The 20,508-nt window shown below is 59.4% G+C and carries 21 protein-coding genes, 1 pseudogene and 1 riboswitch; of the genes and pseudogenes, 8 read left to right on the top strand and 14 right to left on the bottom strand.

Annotated elements, in window-relative coordinates; genetic code table 11:
• Window positions 1–97: 97 nt before the first annotated feature.
• The 5 genes and pseudogenes from JJN09_RS07205 to JJN09_RS07185 all read right to left on the bottom strand — a co-directional run bounded on the left by JJN09_RS07205 (window position 98) and on the right by JJN09_RS07185 (window position 5,670).
• The gene (locus tag JJN09_RS07205; protein ID WP_249486465.1) at window positions 98–1,009 is read right to left on the bottom strand and encodes an ABC transporter substrate-binding protein; all 912 of its coding nucleotides are present in this window, start codon (window positions 1,007–1,009) and stop codon (window positions 98–100) included.
• Window positions 1,006–1,365: a ferredoxin gene (locus JJN09_RS07200; protein ID WP_249486464.1), complete on the bottom strand. Its 360-nt coding sequence runs from the start codon at window positions 1,363–1,365 to the stop codon at window positions 1,006–1,008. The genes JJN09_RS07205 and JJN09_RS07200 overlap by 4 nt, the downstream gene beginning before the upstream one ends.
• Entirely contained in the window at window positions 1,365–3,302 is a 1,938-nt protein-coding gene (locus JJN09_RS07195) for a TonB-dependent siderophore receptor (protein WP_249486463.1), read from the bottom strand. Before JJN09_RS07195 ends, JJN09_RS07200 begins: the two co-directional genes overlap by 1 nt.
• Before the next feature lie 92 nt (window positions 3,303–3,394).
• Window positions 3,395–3,601: riboswitch (cobalamin riboswitch) on the bottom strand.
• A 74-nt stretch (window positions 3,602–3,675) separates the two neighbouring features.
• Window positions 3,676–4,747, bottom strand: a pseudogene (locus JJN09_RS07190) (NAD(P)/FAD-dependent oxidoreductase).
• 20 nt (window positions 4,748–4,767) lie between these two features.
• Window positions 4,768–5,670 carry a LysR family transcriptional regulator gene (locus JJN09_RS07185; protein ID WP_249486462.1) on the bottom strand — a complete coding sequence of 301 codons (903 nt, stop codon included), beginning with the start codon at window positions 5,668–5,670 and terminating at the stop codon, window positions 4,768–4,770.
• A 175-nt stretch (window positions 5,671–5,845) separates the two neighbouring features.
• Here JJN09_RS07185 and JJN09_RS07180 point away from each other — a divergent pair, with 175 nt between their 5' ends.
• The 3 genes from JJN09_RS07180 to JJN09_RS07170 all read left to right on the top strand — a co-directional run bounded on the left by JJN09_RS07180 (window position 5,846) and on the right by JJN09_RS07170 (window position 7,672).
• Window positions 5,846–6,286 carry a DoxX family protein gene (locus tag JJN09_RS07180; RefSeq protein ID WP_249486461.1) on the top strand — a complete coding sequence of 147 codons (441 nt, stop codon included), beginning with the start codon at window positions 5,846–5,848 and terminating at the stop codon, window positions 6,284–6,286.
• 87 nt (window positions 6,287–6,373) lie between these two features.
• On the top strand, window positions 6,374–7,273 hold the full coding sequence (locus JJN09_RS07175; RefSeq protein WP_249486460.1) for a pirin family protein: 900 nt from the start codon (window positions 6,374–6,376) through the stop codon (window positions 7,271–7,273).
• Window positions 7,274–7,411: 138 nt separating this feature from the next.
• Window positions 7,412–7,672, top strand: a complete 261-nt coding sequence (locus tag JJN09_RS07170) for a DUF2790 domain-containing protein (protein ID WP_249486459.1) — start codon at window positions 7,412–7,414, stop codon at window positions 7,670–7,672.
• A gap of 45 nt (window positions 7,673–7,717) precedes the next feature.
• On the opposite strand, the gene JJN09_RS07165 is transcribed toward JJN09_RS07170, so the two are convergent.
• The 5 genes from JJN09_RS07165 to JJN09_RS07145 form a co-directional block, all read right to left on the bottom strand.
• Entirely contained in the window at window positions 7,718–8,653 is a 936-nt protein-coding gene (locus JJN09_RS07165; protein WP_249486458.1) for a LysR family transcriptional regulator, read from the bottom strand.
• Between the two features lie 429 nt (window positions 8,654–9,082).
• Window positions 9,083–10,036: an aldo/keto reductase gene (locus JJN09_RS07160; RefSeq protein WP_249486457.1), complete on the bottom strand. Its 954-nt coding sequence runs from the start codon at window positions 10,034–10,036 to the stop codon at window positions 9,083–9,085.
• Window positions 10,037–10,054: 18 nt separating this feature from the next.
• A complete protein-coding gene (locus JJN09_RS07155) occupies window positions 10,055–11,473 on the bottom strand; it encodes an efflux transporter outer membrane subunit (protein ID WP_249486456.1) in 1,419 nt (472 codons plus the stop codon).
• A gap of 19 nt (window positions 11,474–11,492) precedes the next feature.
• Complete coding sequence (locus JJN09_RS07150) at window positions 11,493–12,959, bottom strand: DHA2 family efflux MFS transporter permease subunit (RefSeq protein WP_249486455.1); 1,467 nt, start codon at window positions 12,957–12,959, stop codon at window positions 11,493–11,495.
• Window positions 12,959–14,083: an HlyD family secretion protein gene (locus JJN09_RS07145; protein WP_249486454.1), complete on the bottom strand. Its 1,125-nt coding sequence runs from the start codon at window positions 14,081–14,083 to the stop codon at window positions 12,959–12,961. Before JJN09_RS07145 ends, JJN09_RS07150 begins: the two co-directional genes overlap by 1 nt.
• A 250-nt stretch (window positions 14,084–14,333) precedes the next feature.
• Between JJN09_RS07145 and JJN09_RS07140 the strand changes: the two genes are divergently transcribed.
• A complete protein-coding gene (locus tag JJN09_RS07140; RefSeq protein WP_249486453.1) occupies window positions 14,334–14,957 on the top strand; it encodes a TetR/AcrR family transcriptional regulator in 624 nt (207 codons plus the stop codon).
• A 9-nt stretch (window positions 14,958–14,966) separates the two neighbouring features.
• A complete protein-coding gene (gene mug, locus JJN09_RS07135) occupies window positions 14,967–15,476 on the top strand; it encodes a G/U mismatch-specific DNA glycosylase (protein WP_249486452.1) in 510 nt (169 codons plus the stop codon).
• Here the strand turns inward: mug and JJN09_RS07130 are convergent.
• Window positions 15,449–16,081 (bottom strand): TetR family transcriptional regulator, encoded by a 633-nt coding sequence (locus tag JJN09_RS07130; RefSeq protein WP_249486451.1) that lies wholly within the window; start codon window positions 16,079–16,081, stop codon window positions 15,449–15,451. The genes mug and JJN09_RS07130 overlap by 28 nt on opposite strands.
• Before the next feature lie 112 nt (window positions 16,082–16,193).
• Between JJN09_RS07130 and JJN09_RS07125 the strand changes: the two genes are divergently transcribed.
• Together JJN09_RS07125 and JJN09_RS07120 are read left to right on the top strand one after the other, a co-directional pair.
• Window positions 16,194–16,850: an O-methyltransferase gene (locus JJN09_RS07125; protein ID WP_249486450.1), complete on the top strand. Its 657-nt coding sequence runs from the start codon at window positions 16,194–16,196 to the stop codon at window positions 16,848–16,850.
• A 199-nt stretch (window positions 16,851–17,049) separates the two neighbouring features.
• A complete protein-coding gene (locus tag JJN09_RS07120; protein ID WP_249486449.1) occupies window positions 17,050–17,553 on the top strand; it encodes a hypothetical protein in 504 nt (167 codons plus the stop codon).
• Between the two features lie 18 nt (window positions 17,554–17,571).
• Here the strand turns inward: JJN09_RS07120 and JJN09_RS07115 are convergent, their stop codons facing one another.
• The 3 genes from JJN09_RS07115 to JJN09_RS07105 form a co-directional block, all read right to left on the bottom strand.
• Window positions 17,572–17,952 (bottom strand): cytochrome c, encoded by a 381-nt coding sequence (locus JJN09_RS07115; protein WP_249486448.1) that lies wholly within the window; start codon window positions 17,950–17,952, stop codon window positions 17,572–17,574.
• A 165-nt stretch (window positions 17,953–18,117) separates the two neighbouring features.
• Complete coding sequence (locus tag JJN09_RS07110; protein ID WP_249486447.1) at window positions 18,118–18,504, bottom strand: cupin domain-containing protein; 387 nt, start codon at window positions 18,502–18,504, stop codon at window positions 18,118–18,120.
• Between the two features lie 74 nt (window positions 18,505–18,578).
• Window positions 18,579–19,403 (bottom strand): AraC family transcriptional regulator, encoded by an 825-nt coding sequence (locus tag JJN09_RS07105; RefSeq protein ID WP_249490765.1) that lies wholly within the window; start codon window positions 19,401–19,403, stop codon window positions 18,579–18,581.
• Between the two features lie 434 nt (window positions 19,404–19,837).
• On the opposite strand from JJN09_RS07105, the gene JJN09_RS07100 reads away from it, so the two are divergent.
• Entirely contained in the window at window positions 19,838–20,359 is a 522-nt protein-coding gene (locus tag JJN09_RS07100; protein ID WP_249486446.1) for an AidA/PixA family protein, read from the top strand.
• Window positions 20,360–20,508: the final 149 nt, after the last annotated feature.

Below are 20,508 nucleotides of genomic sequence, written 5' to 3'. Positions count from 1 at the left end.
ATCAATCTGCAGGTATGGATTGGGTGGCATGGTTCAGATGTCGGGGGCCAGTGGCTCGGGATTCTATCGGGTCTTTAGAGATTTCTCGCGGTGATGTTCAAGGTAAGGCCCTGAGCCGCTCTGCCAACTCCAGCGCCACCCGGCCACTGCCCACCATCGGCAACAGATGCGTGAAGGGAATATCGATCACACGGTTCTCACGCACGGCCCGCAGGGTCGACAGCACCGGATCCTGCATCAACAACTGACGTTTTCGACTAGCCGGCGACCATTGCGCGTCGGCCAGCAGAATCACGTCAGGGTCACTGGCGAGCAGGGTTTCTCGGCTGACGGTCACACGGTATTGGTTGATGTCGGCGAACAGGTTTCGGGCACCGGCAGCGGCCAGCAGGGTAGTGACAAAACCCCGTCGGCCTTCACTATCGAGACCGTTGACCTCGCTGTCGAGATAGAACACGGACAGCGACTTGCCCGCGCCGCTCAATGCCTTGGCCTTTTCCAAATCTGCATCCATCGCATCGCTCAGTTTCCGAGCGCGCTGCTGTCGGTGCAGCAAGGCACCGAGGGTCGAGAGGTCGTTGCGGATGTGTTCGAAGTAATCCAGCGAATGCCCGTTACAGGCCGACTCGAGCAAGTACGAAGCCACGCCGTTGCGCCCCAGTCCGCTGCGTGACGTCACACCATTACCGAAGGCCGAGGCAAATCCGCCGACCACCAGATCCGGCTTCTGCGCGTACAACACTTCGCTGGACGGATAGCGGGTCGAGATCACTGGAACACCGAAATATTGGGTCTGAGGCGTACCGGTGTCATCCAGATAGGCAACGCCTGCCAGCGCCGGGCCGGCGCCCAACGCCAACACAAGATCCGCCGCATGCTGATTGAGAGCGACAATCCGCGACGGTGTCGACACCGGCAGGTGCCAGGTCTCGCCACAATTGCGGTAATCATCTGCCACAACCGGAGAAGCGCAGAGCAGGGCACCCGCCAGCACACACAGCGTTCTCACGAGCGCTCCTTGATCAACAGATCCTCGACCACTTCGCCGCCCACCAGGTGCACCTCGACTAACCGCTGCGCATCCGCGTGGCTGCGTACGCCATACCAGCAGGTCTCCGGATACACCGTCATGACCGGTCCCAGATTGCACGGAAACTGACAGTGCGTACGCGTCAGCAAAACCCCGCAAGGGGTCTCGATGCGGTCGTGTGCCAGCAAGTGCCGACGCAGGGTTTTCCATAGCTGCAAGGCGCCGCGCTGGGTGCAGCGCGGGCCGGTGCAGAGGAACACGTGGCGGGCATGGGCGGGGATGTGCGACCAGTCCGGGTGCGTGTCGACGCCGTCGATGGTTTTGATCTCCGCCATCAGAATCGGTACGTGTAGCGCACTTCGGAGGTGAACGGCCGCCCGAGGTTGTCGACGTTGTTCGAACGGCTGGTGACGTAATCGCGGTCGAACAGGTTTTCCACCAGCAGGCTCACCCGGTGCTGATGGGCGCTGTCGAGGTAACGATAGGCGTCGGCATCCACCACCGAGTAATGGCCGTACTCGACCTGTTTCGAGCTGATCACATCGCGGATGTAGCGGATCGCACCGCCGGCGCCCCACATCTGGTCAACCGACTCATAGCCGACGCGCGAGCGGGCGAAAAAGCTCGGCACATCGTTGAGCGTGACGCCAGCACGCGATTCGGTGAGGTTGCGGGTCATGTCAGCTTGCAAGCTCCATTGCTCGTTGAGCGCGAGTTTGGCGTCCGCCTCGAAACCGCGCATCTGGATCTGTCCCTGGCCGTTGACCCACTGGATATCGTCGAGGGTAATCAGGTCGTCGATCTTGCGTTTGAACAGGGTGACGCTGGCACTGAACTCGCGATCGAGCAGCAGGCCTTTGTAGTCGAGGCCGAGTTCGGCGTTGCGACTTTTCTCGGGTTTCAGGTTGCGGTTACCCAACTCGTCGCCCGGTTCGTTGACGAACAGTTGCTCGGCGTTCGGCAGTTTGTAAGCCGTGCCGTACTGACCGCGCACAGACCAGTTTTCGCTTAGGTCGTACAGCGAAGTGAGCATGCCGACCGTGGCGCTGTCGCCGCCGCTCATAGCCTCGTGACGGATGCCGATGCTCGGGTGCCAGTCGGGCAGGCTGTCGATCTGCGGGCGCAACTGAGTGTAGAGCGCGTGGGCTTCGGCCTTGTCGTTGTCGATGATCAGCACATCGTCCTGGCCCTTGAACCACTGGTTGTCCGTACCGAACACCAGCACATGGCCACCGGGTAATTCAGCCTTGCCTTCGGCCTGCACACCCCAGTCGGTGAAGCCCCAGTAGTCGTTGTGATTGATGGTTTTTGTGCCGCCATTGGCGGTGTTGTTGATACGCGTGTAGCGGGTGTCCCAGTCGTTGATGTGGCCTTTGACGAAATAGCTCAGGCGCTCGTTGATGTTCTGTTCGAAGGTCGCCGTGGCGATCTGCTGGATGCGGTCGTTGGTGGTCTTGTGGTTGTCGACCGGGCGGGCGAAGTCGAGGTTGGCGTCGGCGTATTGGTAGAACAGCTCCATACGCGCATCGTCGCCAAAGGACTGAATGGCCTTGCCGCCGAACGTGGTGACTTCGTAGGCGCGATTCTTTTCGCTGTCGTTCTTGATGTCGCGATTGCGAAATGGCTGATAACCGTCCGAAACGTTATGGCTGACGTACGCCAGCAGGCCCAGGTCGCCGAAACCGTTGGTGAAGATGTTCTCGACCCGCGCATCCTCGGTGGTGCCGCCGAACGTGTCCACGCCCATGTTCACTTCGCCGGAGGCTTTGCGGGACTGCGGGCTGCGCGTGACGATGTTGATCACGCCGGACACGGCCTGAGTGCCGAACAGCAGGCTTTGCCCTCCCTTGAGCACTTCGATGCGTTCTATGGCATTGGCCGGCAGGGTGTCCAGATACAGGCCGCCGTACAGGCGATTGTTCAGGCGTACGCCGTCGAGCAGGATCAGCGTGTCATCGTTGCGCCCGCCCAGCAGGGAGTAAGTGCCGTAGTCGAACGGGCCGTTTTTCGGCGCGACGTACAGGCCGGGAATAAACATTTGCATAACGCGGGTGACATCGGCGCTGGGGCCGGCGCGCTCGATCTGCTCGCGGGTGACAATCTCGACTTTGCTGCCGAACTGCGCCATGTCGGCCACGGTCGTGGACTCCACAGAGGGCGCGGAAACGATTTGCTGAGTGAGTTCGAGCGGCGCGTCATCCGCCAGCAACAGGGGGCTGAACAGACAGCCAAGCAACAGGGATGGAGCCGGAGTGTTGAAAGGTCGAATCATTGTCTTCTCGAAAGGATCTTCGCAGAAGAGCATGCAGGAGAAGGCATCGCGCACACGCCGACACCGGCCCATGCCCGCCCACCGCAGGATTTTGCCAAACAGACATTTCAGGCCGGTCTCCGGGCTCGCGCGTATGGACGCTTTCACCTTCCCATGGCCTTCTGGCCACAGTGGTGTATCGAAAGCATCACGCGCCTACCGTTGCGGGGGCAGCACCGGACTTGTTCAAAAAGAACGTACCGGTTTCCCGTTTCACCCCATGCACGGCGGCATGGGACACCTGAAACAGGGCGGCATCTGAACACTCGGATGACCGCTCGTCAACATGGGTTGCGGATGACCGTTGCGGATTATTCGACAGCCGCCAGCGTTCTCACGTCTGAAAAAATCGATCCGGACGGCACGCGCTCAACGCAGAGGAGTCCTCTCCTTCGATGATTTCCTCACTGGCCAGACGACCCACAACCGCCGCCAGCGTCACGCCCGGATGCATCGTGCAGACGTAGACGCCATCGGCTTCGGGGAGATAGCCGATCACGGGTATGCCGTCCGCAGCAATGGGTCTGAGCCCGACACACGCCGATTCCGGTTCGATGGAAATGATCCCGCTCAATTCGTTCTGGATGGCAGCTGCGGTTCGTAGCGCTATTGCTTCAGGGCGGTTTTCCAGGGCGTCGTCCAGATAGTCCTCCGCCGCCAGCAAAACCCCTACCGAGTCTTGTCTCACTTCCATTTCAGGACTGGAAATCAGCGTGTTCACCCGATCGGGTTGCATCCGGTAGCGGATGAAAATGGCGGGGGAGGCCTCGATTGGAAGGGGCAGGTTCAGGCTCTGCGTCAGTTGCGTGATACCGGTCCCGGCGGCCAGTATGACCACGTCGCACTCGATGATACTCATCGCGGTCTCGATGCCTGTCACCCTGGCGTCGCGGGTAGTCAAACCGAGCACTCTGGTTTGCGTAAGCACTTTTGCGCCAAGTGTCTGGGCACCTGCGATCAATGCGTGGGTGGCTTGTACGGCGTCCAGTGCACCCTCTTCGCAATCGTAAAAAGCCTGTTGCGGGGGACGCCTGAGATTGGGCTCAAGTTCGAGCACTTGCGGCTGAGACAGCTGTGTCGTGGAGGGGGGGATTGGCGGCTGGCAGCCCGTTATCCGACCCCGCGCCGTATGACAGGGAACCGGTCCATCGAATCTCCAGCCCGGGCAACTGTGCTTCGAGTCGACGGTATTCCTGAATGGCTGCCCCACGAATTTGTGCGACAGGATCAGGCCCGCTGTGTGAGGTGTTGATCCATGCAAACGAGCGCCCGGTCACACCGCTTGCGATATCTCCAGCTTCGACCACGGTCACCTCCGCGCCCTTGCAGGCCAGGTGATACGCAACAGACGCGCCGACGATGCCGGCACCTACGACCACGACACGTTTAACAGTCCCTGTTCCCATTTCAATCTCCATTTTTCTGGCTACGCGGTGCTTTGTTGCACGAAACGTTCGATCAGCCACCGCGCCGCAGGGCCCGGTGGCACATCGGTGCGGTAGATGGCGTCGAAGGTGTATTGCCCGCTGGCGTACTCCGACAAATTCAGTTGTACCAGTCGGCCGTTGTCCAGATCCTCCTGAATCATCGGCCTCGGCATGTTCCCCCAGCCGATGCCTTCACGCAGCAACATGTGTTTGGCGCCCAGGTCCGCCAGGCGCCAGGTGCGGTTGCTCAGCACGGCGAACTCCTTGTCCTGAGTCAGTCGCGAGCGGTCGGACAGCACCAGTTGCGTGTGCTCGCGCCCGGCACCCGGAACGTTGGTTTCGCCTGAGGCCAGCGGATGATTCGGCGCCGCCACCGGAATCAGCTCGACGCTGCCGATGCCGATTCTTTCGATGCCGTTGATGCCGTCGTTCATCGGCCCGCTGACGCCGACCACCGCGCCGCGATTGATCACCCGTTCGGTCACGGCACCGAGTGCTTCCATGTGCAGGTGCAAGGCGACGGTGGGGAATTCTTCCCGAAAGGATTTCAGCGCATCGACTACGCGCTCGGCAGGCAGCATCACATCGAGCACCACATGCACTTCGGCTTCCAGCCCCTGAAGCAGGCCTTTGACCTTGGCGCGCAAGCCGTGCACGCCGTTGGCAATGGTCCGGGCTTCGGCCAGCACAGTACGGCCGGCGTCAGTCAGTTGCGGCTTGCGGGTGGTCTCGCGATCGAACAGGGTCACGCCCAATTGCGTCTCCAGGTTGGCGATCGAGTAGCTGATGACCGACGTCGCGCGGTGAAGCTTGCGTGCAGCGGCTGCAAAACTGCCAACTTCAACGACCGTCAGGAATACGCGCAGTTGATCGAGTGTCGGTGTGCCTGGATCGGAGATCATGCCTGTTTCCTCGAATCGCCATTGAGCCCGCGTTTGGACTAGAGTCGGCAGCTTACCTATTTTGTCGAACGTAATGATCTAAATTAGTCGGCTATTCAGATGAGCTGTCGAGGCGCAACATTTCTTCATCCGGACGGTTCAGGTCGAACCGGACCCCATTGAAGGAAATACTCCCATGGCTACTTCTGCAAACATCGCTCAAACAAAGGCTACTGAACAGAACGCTTCCGACACTAAACAAGCTTCGGCTGCCTTGATCGGCCGCGTATTGCTCAGCGTGATTTTCATTCTCTCCGGTTTTTCCAAACTCGCCGCTCCGGCCATGATGATCGGTTACATCGGCTCTGTCGGTCTGCCGCTGCCACAAGTGGCGCTGGCAGTGGCGATCATCGTCGAAGTTGGTGGTGGTCTGGCGCTGATCGCCGGATACCGTACCCGCACCGTCGCCGCTGTACTGGCCGCTTTCAGCGTGTTTACCGCGCTGGCCTTCCACAGTGCGCTGGCTGACCAGAACCAGTTCATCCACTTCTTCAAGAACATCGCCATGGCCGGAGGCCTGTTGCAGGTCGTGGCCTTCGGCGCCGGCCGCTTCAGCCTCGACGCTCGTCGCGGTTGATACCCGAGCGCGGTGAAGGACAGGTTCCTTCACCGCGCTTCAGCATTTTTTGTTGGCCGCACCCCGCGACACAATCGAGTAATCATCATGACCGTTCAGCAACAACTTTCTGGCTATACCCGTGAAACTCAAAACCTGCGAGCCATTCGCTACCGCACCAGCGGCAGCGGGCACGGCTCGATCGTCCGGCTGATGAGCCCATCTGATCTGGGCCATCTGATCAAGCCGTTCGTGTTCCTCGATCTGTTTGAAGGTGAGGCCTCGTTCATTCACGGCATGCCGATGCATCCGCATTCGGGGATCGCCACGGTCACGGTGATTACCGAAGGCAACTTGCGCTTCGAGGACGCCGAATCGGGCAAGGGAATGATTGATTACGGTGGTGTCGAGTGGATGCGGGCGGGCGGTGGGGTCTGGCACGGCAAGGAAATGTCGGTCGGCACCTCACAGCGGATTCAGGGCTTTCAACTGTGGGTGGCGCTGCCTCCAGAGCTGGAAAACGCCAGTGTCGACAGCCAATACCTGGAGTCCGGCGCGATGCCTGAAGTGGGGCCGGCGCGAGTGATTCTGGGCAGGCACCAAGGTGTCCAGAGCCCGGTTCGGGCGCCTGCGGGAATGAATTACTTGTTGGTCACGTTGGGCGCCGGGGAATCCTGGACGTACACGCCGCCTGGAGGTCACGAGTCCTTGTGGCTGAGTGTCAGCCGTGGATTGCTGGCGGCGCCGGACCTGGTCAGCGCGGGCGAAATGGCGGTCTTCGAACCTGGCAGCGGCGCCGTGACGCTGAAGGCTATGCGTGAAGGCACGGTGTTCGTGATCGGCTCGGCGCAACCACATCCCTATGACCTGGCGCTGGGAAACTACTCCGTGCACACCAACCCGCATGCGCTGCGTGAGGGAGAGGCGAAGATCGCGGAAATCGGCGGGCGGTTGCGTGAGTATCTCAAGCAGTCGGATGGATCGGCTGCTGTGCCGGTGTTCAAGTAACGCGCTGAGGCAGGAGACATTCATACAAATTCCAGCAACAGTGTTTGTCCAACCTGCCGATTTTTCAGCATCGCTCCAGCCCTTAGCATCGTCTTCAACCCGTGAACAAACACGGTCCTCAACGAGACGGTGAACATCATGAACTTCAAGAAAATCGCGCTGGTTTTAATGCTTGGCAGCTTTGGCGCACACGCCTATGCGGACACCGCCGAGGCCAATAACACTGCGGTCGAGACCTACAGTTCTGCGACCAGACTGGACATCGCACATGTCATCTCGATCACCGAACCGGCCAATGAATGTGCGCCGTCGCCGGTTCAGATGACCTACGAAGATTCCTACGGTGAACAACACGTCCTGCAGTATCAAGTGATGGGCACCGGCTGTTCCAACGGTTGAGTCCGGTGCAGGCGATGGAGGGTCGACACTCCATATCTGCTGCACTCAGGCTCGTTTTGCTCCGACGACCTCTTCATCCGATGCCAGCAGCTGCGGGATCGACTGCTTCAAAAACTCCACCCACGTCTTGATTTTCGCATCGACGAACTTGCGCGACGGATAGATCGCGAACAGGTTCAACTCCTCCAGCCGGTACTCCGGCAACACTCGCACCAGGGTTCCCGCCCTCAAGCCATCCACGGCCGATGCAATCGGTTGAATGCCTATTCCCATGCCTTTCTTTATCGCGATGGTCATGCCGTCGGCAGTGTTGATGTGGAACGGCGACAGGGGAATGGTGATGGTTTCCATGCCCTCAGGCCCTTCGAAAGTCCAGTTCTCCACCGGCATCACCGTGTTGACGATCCGCAGGCACTCGTGTTCGCAGAGTTCGCCGGGTGTCTTGGGCAGACCGCGTTTTGCCACGTAGGCGGGTGAGGCACAGAGGATGCTGTAGGTGATGCCCAGGCGCTGGGCGACGAAACCGGAATCCGGTAGATCACGGGCCAGCACGATGGACATGTCGAAGCCTTCTTCAAGCAGATCCGGCACGCGGTTGGTCAGGCTCAGGTCGAACATCACCGTGGGGTGAATCTCGCGATAGCGGGCAATCGCGTCGATTACGTAGTGGTTGCCGATGGCCGACATGGTGTGAATCTTCAAGCGGCCGACGGGCAGGGTCTGGGCGGTGCCGGCTTCTTCGTCGGCTTCGCGTAGGTCATCGAGGATTTTTTCGCAACGCTCCAGATAGCGCACGCCCGCTTCGGTCAAGGCCAGGCGGCGGGTGGTGCGGTTGATCAAGCGTGTGTGCAGACGGGCTTCGAGGGCGGAAACGGCTTTGGAAACGTTGGTGGTGTTGGTGTCCAGCAACTCGGCAGCGGCGGTAAAACTGCCGCTTTGGGCGACAGCGATGAAGAAGCGCATGGTCTGGAAGACGTCCATCGGGTTTTCGCCTTGAAGGAGTTGGGGTGGATTATAGGGCGTGGGGTTTGTGGGGGTTGGTCAATGGTATTCCACTTCAGAAGCAGCCCTCACCCTAACCCTCTCCCAAGGGGAGAGGGGACAGACCGAGTTGTTCTGATGAGTTACATCGACCTGAAATCTCGAGTCGAACTCGGGATTTGAAAATCATGGAGATCAGGCTCCCTCTCCCCCCGGGAGAGGGCGGGGGGTGAGGGCTTCGATCTACGCCACAGCACAACTCTCAGACCGAACGGCAGCGCAAAGGGACCGACCGAGTTGTACTGATGAGTTACTTCGACCTGAAATTTCGAGTCGAACTCGGGATTTGAAAAGCACGAAAACCAGGCTCCCTCTCCCCCCGGGAGAGGGCGGGGGGTGAGGGCTTCGATCTACGTCACAGCACAATTCTCAGACCGGGCGACGGGGGATGAAACCGGGCACGCCAGTCTCGACCACCGAATTGAAGCGAATCCGCGTTGTAATTTCTTCCTTGATCTCGTGCATCGCCCGATGCGGCAGCGTTGAAATATCGAAGTTCTCTTGAATCCGGCTCGGGTTCGCCGAAGTCGTCAAAAACGCCGCACCACGCTGTACCGCCCAGGCCAGCGCCACTTGCGCAGGGGTTTTCTGTACATGCCGGGCGATTGCGGTGAGCACTGTATCTTCAAGCACATTCGGTTCCATGCCGTGGCCCAAAGGGGCAAACGCGAGCAGGATAATGCCGTGTTCCTTACAGTATTCCAGCATCTCCCACTCAGGCAGATACGGGTGGGATTCGATCTGCACCACGGCAGGTTTGATTCGCGCAGCGGCGACGATTTCCTTCAGCGCATCGAGAGTGATGTCCGAGAGTCCGATGGACTTGCAACGTCCTTCATCCACCAGGTTTTCGAGGGCGCGCCAGGTGTCGATCAGGCGCGTTTCGCCATCGTAGATCACATGCCCGAAGGCATCCCGAGGGTCTTGATCGTCGCCGGGTTGGAAGGCAAACGGCGTGTGGATCAGGTAGCAATCGATGTAGTCGACTTGCAGCCGCTGGCAACTCGCTTCGAACGCTGGTTTTACGCGCTCGGGACGGTGGTTGGTGTTCCACAGTTTGGTGGTGATGAACACGTCTTCACGGCGAATCTGGCCGGCGGCGAAGGTCTGTTGGAACGCCACGCCGATCTGCGCTTCGTTTCGATAGCGCTCGGCGCAATCGAAGTGGCGAAACCCGGTTTCCAGTGCGCACTTGACCGCTTCGGTGGTGGTGCTCAAATCGCGAAACAGCGTGCCGAATCCCACCGCTGGCATCGAGCCGGCGCCGTTGTTCAGCGGCAAGCGGGTGTCGCGAAGTTCATCGTGAAAGGCTTCGTAAGTCATGTCATTCTCCGGCTGGCGTTAAAGAGATTTTGAGGTTTCGCGCATCGCGACTTTCTGATCGAAGACACCCACCGAGTTGCCGCCCAGCGCCACGAACAGGCGCACCGAGTCGAGATAACGTGCGGTCTTCACCTGAATCTGCCCAAGCAACGCTTGCTGGTAGGCACGCTCGGCTTCGAGCACTTGCAGCAGGCTGTTTTCGCCTTGGGCATAAGCCTGCTGGTTCAGGCGCAGGCTGGTGTCGGCGGCGCGCAAGGCGTCGTCCTGGGCGAGGTTTTGTTCGGCGCCGTGATTGAGCGCCTGCAAGGTGTCCGCGACCTGCCCGAAGGACTGAATCACCGTCTGCTGATAGCGGGCAAGTGATGCGTTGTAGCCCTCGACCGCGCCCTGACGTTCCGCCTTGAGCGAGCCACCATTGAAGAACGGCGCGGTCAGCCCGGCAGCGAATCCCCAGAGTGCGGCGCCGCCATTGCCCGACGCGGCTTGCGCCAAAGAGGCGGACAACTCGACGCGCGGATACAGATTGGCTGTCGCCACGCCGACCGCCGCGCTGGCGATGTGCAGTTCGGATTCGGCTTGCAGGATGTCCGGGCGGGTGCGGGCCATTTCCGATGGCAGGCTGACCGGGATGTTCGACGGCAAGGTGAACTCATCGAGGGTGAAGTCCGGCGCAATCCAGTCCGCCGGGCCTTTACCGGCCAGAATCGACAACGCGTGACGTGCCGCATCGCGCTGCTGGGCGAGGGGCGGCAACAGCGTGCGATCCTGAGCGAGGCGGGTTTCGGCCAGCGACACATCGATCCGCGTGGTGGTGCCGCTCGCTTGGGCCTTGCGTACCAGGTCTAGGTTTTTTGTGTCGTTGGCCAGCAGCGTTTGCACGGCCTGAATCTGTGCGTTGGCTGACGCCAGCAACAAGGCCTGACTGGCGACGTCGCCGGTCAAGGTGAGGTACGCGGCTTCGTAGCGATGCTTTTGCAGATCGGTCAGCGCCTGCTGTTCTTCGACCCGACGCTTGTTGCCGCCGAATGCGTCCAGATCGAACGCGACTCGTGGACCAATGGCGTAGAAGTTCGAAACCGTCGGCTCCGGCCCGTTATGGGTGCGTTGACGACCGGCCGAGGCGCCGAAATCCACTTGCGGATACAGCGCACCTTCCGCCGCTGCGACCGAAGACGCCGCTTGGCGAATCGTCGCGTCGGCAGCCACCAGTTCGAGATTGCCGTCGATGGCGCGACGGACGACCTGATCGAGTTTCGGCGAGCGGAACGCCGACCACCAGTCGCCATTGACGCGTTTGCCCATGTCGAAATGTTGTTCGGCGGATTGGTCGTAATGCTGCGACGGACTCGCGTCAGGCCGTTGGAAATCAGGGCCGACAGTGCAGGCAGACAACATCACCATCATCGCCAGCGGGGTGAAGCGCATAGAAGCTTTCATGGTTCAGACTCCACGTTAATCAGTTGGCCGCAACCGGCTTGCGCAGGAACATCACCAGCGGGATCACCACGAGCATCGCCAGCATCAGAATCTTGAATTGGCCCATCACCGCGATGAACGCCGCTTGGTGGGTGACCAGGTGGTTGAGCCCTTCCAGCGCCGGCAGCGAAGTCGGCATCGAGCTGCGATAGGGCGTCAGGTGGCTGGCCAGCGCCAAGTGCATCGCCTGGGTGTTGTTGAAGAAAAAGATCTGCACCACGGCCACGCCGAGGGTGCTGCCGTAGACCCGCATCAGGTTGAAGAAACCGGTGGCTTCCGGGCGCAGCTTCGGGTCGATAGTGCTGAACGCCGTTTTGCTGAGCGCCGGCATCAGGATGCCGAGGCCGACGCCCTGAATGAACCCGGTGACCGCCACGGGCGTCCAGTCCATCAGCGGCGAGTAACCGAGCATCAGCCAGTTGGCGTAGACCACCAGCGCGATGCCGGTGGCGACGAACTGTCGTGCGTCGATCCACGCGGGTGCACGGCCCATCAGCAGGAACGCGCCCACCAGTCCGATGCCACGCGGGACGGTCAGCAATCCGGTGGTGTCCGGCGGGTAGCCGAGGATTTCGTCGAGCATCGGCGAGGTCAGCGCCATGGTCGACAGCAGCACGAAACCGAGTGCGAAAAACATCACCGTCGAGAGCATGAAGTTGCGGTCGCCGAACAAGCCCTTGCTGAGGAAATGCGTCTTGCGGGTGAGGACATGGACGATGAACAGGTACACGCCGAGGGCGCAGGCCAGTGCTTCGACCCAGATTTCCGGTGAGTCGAACCAGTCCAGCCGTTCGCCCCGGTCGAGGAGCATTTGCAGGCCGATCATGCCGAGGGTGAAAGTGCCGAAGCCGAGGAAATCGAACGTCGGACGCGGATTGGCTTTTTTCTCGGCCAGCAGCAACGTCACTACCATGAAGATGTACGCCGTCAGCGGCAGGCTGAGGTAGAACATCGGCCGCCAGTCGAAATACTCGCAGATCAAACCGCCAATGCTTGGGCCGCTGACGATGCCGAACAGCACCAGCGCTGTCCATTTCGGGCCGAACGCGGGGCGGCGTTCGGCAGGCAAGGTTTCCAGCGCGATGGCCATCGACAGCGGCGCAATCACGCCGCTGGCCAGGCCTTGCAGGATGCGGGCGCCGATGAATTCCAGCGGTGTATCGGCTAAGGTTGAAAGCCACAGTCCGAGTGCGAACGCGACGAGGGCAATCTGGTAAACCCGCTTCAAACCGAAGCGTCCGGCCAGCCATTGCGCGACCGGCAGGGTGATCGCGCTCGCCGCCAGATAGGCCGTGAAAACCCACCCGGCCTGATCATCGCTCATCGACAAGCTGCCCTGAATCAGGCGCAGCGCAGCGTTCGGCAACGGCAGGTTGGCCGACTGCATGTAGGTGGCGAGCAGGGCGACAAACCTCAGCGCCCGCGCGTCTGCTGTTGAGGTGTTCATCACGAATTACCTGCGGACAACAGCGACTTGAGCGGATGCCACCATGGCGTGCGATGCCCGGTATCGACCTTGACCGTGGCGCTGGTGCCGGAAAACAGCGGCAGGGCAGGGTCGGCCTCATCCAGCTCTAGGCGAACCGGCACCCGCTGCACCACCTTCACCCAGTTGCCGGTGGCGTTCTCCGGCGGCAGCAGGGCGAAGTCGGCACCGGCGCCGGGGCTCATGCTGATGACGTGTGCCTTGAATTGGCGATCCGGGTAGGTATCAAGGGTGATGGTCGCGGGCTGGCCGGGGCGCATGTGCGTCAGTTGCGTCTCGCGGAAGTTGGCCTCGACCCAGATTTCCCGGTCGGAAATCAACGCGAACGCCGGGGCGCCGTTGTTGACGTAGTTGCCCACCTGTAAATCATCGACTTTGGCGACGATGCCATCGTCGGGTGCGGTGACGGTCGCGTAGGACAGATACAGCTGTGCTTCATCGAGTTGGGCCTTGGCTTCGCGCACGGTCGGATGGCTGTCGATGGCGATGTCCGGGTTGCCGTTCAACGCGACGACGGTGCTGGCGATCTGTTGCTCGATGGACGCGATGTGCTGGCGCGAGACTTTCAGGTCGGTTTCGGCGCGTTCGTAAACCGCCCGCGATACGAACTCGGTGGCGACCAGGGTTTTCTTGCGGGCGAACTCTTTCTGGTCGAAATCCGCCGAAGCCTTGGCCGACTGCAATTCAGCCTGTTGCTGGCGGTAACTGGCCTTGAGGCCGTCGATGCGCAGGCGAGCATTGCCGAGTTGGGCTTCGGCACGATCGACAGCGATCTGCAACGGCTTGGGATCGATGCGAAACAGCACCTGGCCTTTTTGCACCGGTTGGTTGTCGTCGACGGCAATCTCGACCACTTGCCCGGAAATCCGTGCGTTGATCGACGCTTTGGCCACGCGGGCATAGGCGTTGTCGGTGGAAACGAAGGGCTCGTTGGCAACGTATTGGCCGTAGCCAATCGCGGCGAAGAGGGCGGGGATGCCGCCCATCAGCAGCGGTCGCAGCTTCTGCTTGAGCGGTTTTTTCGCTGGTGCGTCAGCCGGGTGGGCACTGATTTGTGCGGCGGCGAGATCGAATGGCTGAGTCATGATCGGTACTCCAAAGGGCGGGGTCCCTGTGCGAATTCGTCAGCGGCCCGGGCGTCGTTAAAGGCTGTGCGTCATCAAGTCCGTGCGCGGTGTGGGAGGGTGGCTCCGCTGCCGCTGTTTCGTCGTCGCCAGCTCCGGTACGAGCGCTGTTACAACAAACCTGCCGATCAAGGAATTTTTGGTTCCTTAATTTTGTGCGATGGTGTAAGAATATGGGCGACCAAACTTTCCCGCAAGGAATTTATACGACATGGCACAAAATAAACCGACAGAAGGAAAAGGCCGTGGCCGTCCACGTGCCTACGACCCGCAAACCGCGCTGCAACAGGCCCTCGGCGTGTTCTGGAACACCGGTTACTCGGCTGCGTCACTGGACAGCATCGCTTCCGCCGCCGGCATGAATCGCCCCAGCCTGTACGCCGCGTTCGGCGACAAACACGCGCTCTACATCAAGGCACTCGACCAATATTGGGAAACCGCCCACGCTGCGATGCAGGCTGCTTTGAACGACAGCAACCTGACCCTGGAACAGGCGCTGACCGGTTTTTACGAAGGGCAACTGGCGATCTATTTTTCCGGAGATGGCCAGCCACGCGGCTGTTTCGCGATTGGCACGGCGACCACTGAAGCCGTCGAAGACCCGGAAATCCGCAAGGTGTTGTCCCTGCGACTCAGTCAGCTCGATGCGGATCTGGAAGCACGCTTGCAGAAGGCACTTGATACCGGCGAACTGAAACCCGATACCGATCTCGCTGCACTGGCGATGCTCGCGTCATCGCTGCTGCACAGCATTTCGATCCGCGCGCGGGCCGGTAAATCCCGCGAAGAACTGACCACTCAGGCGCGCAACGCCGTCAGCGTCATCTGTGGCTGAGAGGTTTGTATGGGTTTGGAAGACATCCTGACCGAAGGCCTGTCCGTGGTGTTCTGCGGTATCAACCCCGGTCTGTTGGCGGCGGAGCAGGGGCATCACTTCGCCGGGAGGAGCAACCGCTTTTGGCGCACGCTGCACCTGGCCGGGTTCACACCGCATGAGGTGAGTCCGGAAAACGACCGCTCGATCCTGCAATTTCACAGCGGGCTGACTGCGGTGGTCGAGCGCCCGACAGCCCGGGCGGATCAGTTATCGGCGGACGAATTCACCGCTGCGGCTGCGAGTTTCGAACACAAGATCGCCCGGTATTCGCCGCGCTTCGTGGCGTTTCTCGGCAAGGCTGCGTATGCCGAGTTATCCGGGAAAAAGTCGATTGAATGGGGGCTGCAAAACACTACGTTCGGCGGCGCCGCAGTGTGGATCCTGCCCAACCCCAGCGGCCGCAATCTGGCGTTCAACCAGGAACAACTGGTGACAGCGTACCGACAGCTTTACCTGGCATCGAGCGAAACTATATAAGCGCGAAACATGTCCGCCATCGCCTCCGCACGCGCGGTGATTTCGTCGTCAGTACGCGGGCTCAATGAAAACTCTTTCCCCACCGAACTCAGCGTGGCCAGGATCAGATCGCAGGCCAGTGTGCGAGTGGATTCGCTCGCCTCGGGCAGCAATTCAACCATGAACGCCTCAAAGGTTCGCCTGCCCGCCGCCCGCACTTCATGGGCCTCCGGCGCATCACGATAAAGCGGCGCTGCATCGCTCAACGCACCGCGCATCTGCGCCTCTTCACACTCCGATCGGATAAACGCATGCACTAGGTTGCGCAGACGATCCAGCGGCGGCGCCTCCCGATTTTGCAGAATCCGTTGCAGCATTTCCGTGGTCTGCAACCACTCATCACTCTGCAACCGGAACAGGATCGCCGCCTTGTTCGGGAAGTACTGATACAGCGAGCCAACACTCACGCCAGCTTTCTCTGCGACCCGCGCTGTGGTGAATCGGGCAGCGCCTTCCTTGGCCAAAACCTGAATAGCGGCCTGCAGAATCGCCGAAACCAACTCAGCGGAGCGTGCCTGCTGTGGCTGTTTGCGTGAGGAAATACGGGCAGTCTGGCGGTCGGTCATGGTCGGCTCAGGCGTGAAGAGGGAATGCGAATAGCGAATCGGGCCATTCGCTCGCATCATTTAAACGCGACGAATCATTCGCATTTTAGCCCTCAACTGACGGAAAACCACCATGACATCCTTGACCACCGAACCCCTGGCAAGCCTGATCGAACGTCTTTACACCCAGGCCAGCGCCGCCACCAGTCCGGTTTTGAATTCCGTATCCAACGAAGAACGCGAGCGCCTGATGCACAGCAAAACCGAGTACCGCGAGCTGTACGGCATGCTCAAGGACCTGTGGCTGCCCGTCTCCCGCGACACCGGCAAACTGCTGTACATGCTGGCGCGCAGCACCCAGGCCAAATTCATTGTCGAGTTCGGCACTTCGTTCGGCCTGTCGACACTGCACTTGGCAGCGGCACTGCGGGACAACGGCGGCGGTGTGCTGATCGGCAGCGAATTCGAACCGTCGAAAGTCGAACTGGCGCGGCATCACTTCGTTGAGGGTGGCGTCAGTGATCTGATTGAAATCCGCGAAGGTGATGCGCTGGTGACCCTGGCGAGCAACTTGCCGGAAACGGTCGATCTGCTCCTGCTCGACGGCGCCAAGGCGCTGTATGGCGACGTGTTGGCGCTGGTTGAAAAACACCTACGCCCCGGCGCACTGGTGGTGGCCGACAACACCGATTACTGCCCGGAATACCTGACTTATGTGCGTTCACCAGAGAACGGCTACATCAGCGTGCCGTTTGCCGATGACATTGAAGTGTCGATGCGGTTGGGCTGAGAGCGGCCATTACCGACAGCTTCCGATACGCCGCGAAGGTGCGGGACCTTTAAAAGGGGACGGATTTATTTTTACTTAAAAGGGGACTGATTTATTTTTATTAATCCTTAAAATAAATCAGTCCCCTTTTAATCATGCGTGCGACGGGATTCGCCTATCGTCTAAAAATCATCACAAGATCAAGATCAGGGAGCTGATCATGAATCGTCAGGAAGACCTGAACATCATCTGGAAGCGGATATTCTGGATTTTCATAGCCCTGTTGTTGCTGGCGATTGCCGTCACTTACAGTCTGCCCGACTACAAAGTGCCGTTTATCGTTTGTATCGCCGGGAATATCGGGGGCTACGTTGGGTTTCACAGACGACTGTCGATACTCACCGATCCGGAAATCGAAAACCTCGCCAAGTCATGGTTCGCTTTGATACTGCCTTCATTCATCGGCGGGATACTGGCGGGGCTGTTGTATCTCCTGTTCCTTTCCGGCGTTATCAGGGGCGATCTGTTTCCGGTGATCGTTCCGGACGACGATCCGCAGTGTTTGAAGCAAATCTTCAACGATATTTTTTGCCAACATGCGGAAGGGTACGCGGCCTACGCCAAGTTGCTGTTCTGGTCATTCGTGGCGGGCTTCAATCAGGACTATGTCGTTGACCTGATTGAAAACATAAAAGGCACCGACAAAAAGACTGATCAAGGCTGAAGGGTACTGTTGCCCGGCTTAGTGCTGCTTTTTTGAAATGACATCGTTCATGTACTGATTCAAATCGCGAAAGTCGCGGACGCTCCAGGCGTGCGGCGGGATCTTTACACCATTCTCGCGCAAGGTTTTTGGAATCAGGTCGCCGTTCGGGCGAAGGATGATCGAAGACACGATTACGCCCGGGTAATCACTCAGTCGTTTCTTGAAGGCGGGCGTCGTCAGGTCAGGTGTCGGAGGACTGCTTTTATGGGCCAATGGCCCGGTTCCCTTGATATCGGGTCCGTGGCACACGGCGCATCTCTGTGAGTAGAGATTTTTTCCGTTGATGTTGTCTGCGAAGGAGGGTGTGGTTTGAGTGAGCAACAAAATGGTCAGTAAAGAGAAGACAGATGCTTTCATTTTTATAGGTCGATGTTGATAGGCTTGAAGATGAAAGGTAAAAAAGGGGACTGATTTATTATCTGCAAATAAATCAGTCCCTTTCAATGTCTTCGCCTCAGCGTGCCGTCTGCCGATGACATTGATCTGTCGATGCGTCCGGGCGGTTGCTGTCGGATCTCCGAATCATATCCAGACGTTATTCAACGCCGTTCGTTCGTCATCTTGATGGCCCGTGTTCAAAATGCCTCGTGGTTCGATCATCAGAAGTTTTGCTTCACCTTGCGCGCCGGTCCTGTGTGCGATGCCGCGTGGCACCACATACAGTTCGCCGGGATTCACATGGACGCAGCCCTCCGGCAGATCGATGCGCAAGGTGCCTTCCAGCACAAGAAACGCTTCGTCGGTCTCAGGGTGAGAGTGCCATATGAACTCGCCTTCGATTCGCACTACCTTGAACTGGTAGTCGTTCATTTCCGCGACAACTCTCGGGCTCCATTGCTGTTCGATCAGCGAAGCTTTATGCGTCAGATTTATAGGGAGCGATACTTGTTGGTGACGGGACTCAGGCATGACGGACCCTCTGGATAGTTGGAGTCGTCAGCCTATAGAACAGTGAATCGAGTGTTCTTGTACGATCCTGCAAGTCAGCGTGCGAGCCGTAAACGCTCCAGCCAACGCATGGGAGGGACGCCGTAGCAGCGCGTGAAATGTCGCGTCATGTGACTCTGATCGTGGAAACCTGCGGCGAGGGCAGCATCAACCAATGCGAAGCCGTCAAGGATCAATTCGCGAAAGCGATCCAGGCGGCGCAGGGTGACGAATCGGTAGGGACTGGTGCCGTAGAGCGTCCTGAAGTCGCGTGACAGGCTCCAGCGTTCGCGTCCGCTGGCATGTTCGAGCATCTCCAGCGTGATGCCCACGTGCAGATGTTCCAGGATAAACGCTCTGGCGCGTTCGGTTGAGCGGTAATCAAGGCGCTTGCGGCCGCGAGGTTTGCCCCCGACGAGACGCAACGCGATTGCCAGGTCATACAGGGCGTCCTGTTCTTCCAGCGTCTCCAGAGGATGATCCACCGCTCGCACGAACGCTTCGCTGGCATGGTACAGGCGTGGATCGTTCGACAGCCCGCTGGTGATGAAGGGCAGGGGTTCCCCACCCAGGACGTTCTGGATCAATGCCGGATCAACGTAAGCCATACGGTAGCGAAAACCCGCGTCGGTGCCGGCCATGCCATCATGAAGTTCGTCAGGGTGAAGCACGAGCGTGTTGCCTGGCACCCCATGGCGCAACGAACCCTTGTAGTGAAAACTCTGCACGCCTGCCAAGGTACGGCCGATCGAGTAGGTGTCGTGGCGGTGCGGGTCGTAGCCGTGGCTGCCGAACCACGCCTCGATCCGCTCGACACTGCCGGGTTGGGCGCTACGGATTACCCAATCTGAAGTGGCGGATGAGTCTTTTTTCCGGTCCATGAAAATTCCTTTCCGTTTCTGCGCGGTCGTGGCGAAAACCGGCCTCGTTTTTTTTGTAATGACGGCACGCATGTATTGGCGATCGCCAGCGCGGCGCGGTGCAGTGTAGTCATGCGTAATCACCTTAAGTTAACCAGGCGGGTCGCTCAACTTGCAGGATGCCATGACGCACTTGCCGACAACGACTGTGCGCCTTTGCCAATCCAAGCAGTCAGTGAACATCCAAAAAATGATGAGGAAATTGGCTGGTAGAGAAGTAAATCAAAGCCTTGGTCGCTCCGCGTCACACCGCGTTTATCCCGCGTCAACTGATTGCACGTTGACACCATAAAGCCATCTCCTATCGTTCTCCGCAGACCGCATCCAGGGACCGGATGAGCCGGACAGCCTTTGCGGGCGCGGTCGTTCATGCCATTCCAACAAGGAGCAGCAAAATGTCCAGTGCGACCAACACCTATGACGTGCTCGTCAACGTCGATGCCGATTACCTGCTGGCCCATCCCAATGACGTAGGCGGTGCGATCTCCATGCTGGTGACGCGCGATGCCGTCGACCCCCATTCCGGCGGTAATACCGGCGAAGGTGGTAACGAGTTGTGGATCGACGTCAAAACCGGCGACAACATCCGCTGGCGTGCCACCACGCTGTCGCGCAACTTCGACCGCATCGCACAGATCAAAAACGTCCAGCCTGGCGATCCCCACTTGGGCGGCGATTACAAAGGCACCATCTCGACACCGGTCTCTTTCAACGTGCCCGGTGTAGTGATCTATCTGAACAAGCCTGCGCCCGGCGGTGTTTCCAAAACCGATGTGACGTACTCCCTGTGGCAAGCTACTGCTCTGAACCCGGGAAAACTCTGGTACACCATCACCTTCGCGTTGTACGACCGTGACCTTAACCAGATTGGCCCGGACCGCACTTGGGACCCCTACATCACCGTCAATAACCAATAACTGAACTGCAAAAAGCCCGGCTAGATACTCTTCGTCAGTGACGAAGGAGTCTGGCCGGGCTTTTTATTGACTTTCGTTAGTCTCGTTCAGGAAGTGTTGGGGAGCGTGCTGCTTGAATAGTCCATGTCGTGGACTAGGCTCAAACTCAA

This window comes from Pseudomonas sp. HS6, from assembly GCF_023375815.1.
Lineage (GTDB): Bacteria > Pseudomonadota > Gammaproteobacteria > Pseudomonadales > Pseudomonadaceae > Aquipseudomonas.
This window is presented reverse-complemented; position numbering and strand designations above follow the sequence as displayed.